This is a genomic window from Methylobacterium sp. ARG-1 (assembly GCF_001262595.1).
Classification (GTDB): domain Bacteria; phylum Pseudomonadota; class Alphaproteobacteria; order Rhizobiales; family Beijerinckiaceae; genus Methylobacterium; species Methylobacterium brachiatum.
This window is the reverse complement of the sequence record NZ_LHCD01000089.1, coordinates 1-447: the sequence shown is the minus strand read 5'-3', so window position 1 is coordinate 447 and position 447 is coordinate 1. Positions and strand designations below refer to the sequence as shown.

The following is a 447-nucleotide window of genomic DNA, read 5'->3' as shown; positions in this document are numbered from 1 at the left end:
TGTCTGAACATGGGGGGACCACCCTCCAAGCCTAAGTACTCCTCAGCGACCGATAGCGAACCAGTACCGTGAGGGAAAGGTGAAAAGCACCCCGACGAGGGGAGTGAAACAGCACCTGAAACCGGATGCTTACAAACAGTGGGAGCTCAAGGTTCGTCCTGAGTGACCGCGTACCTTTTGTATAATGGGTCAGCGACTTAAAGTTACGAGCGAGCTTAAGCCGATAGGTGGAGGCGCAGCGAAAGCGAGTCTGAACAGGGCGTTCAGTTCGTGGCTTTAGACCCGAAACCGAGTGATCTAGCCATGTGCAGGATGAAGGTGGGGTAACACCCACTGGAGGTCCGAACCAGTGCCCGTTGAAAAGGTCTTGGATGACGTGTGGCTAGGGGTGAAAGGCCAATCAAACTCGGAAATAGCTGGTTCTCCGCGAAAGCTATTTAGGTAGCG

The 447-nt window shown here is 53.9% G+C and carries 1 rRNA gene; it reads left to right on the top strand.

The features are described 5' to 3' along the window. Positions 1 to 447, top strand: a 23S ribosomal RNA gene (locus AKJ13_RS29940); the annotation flags it as partial.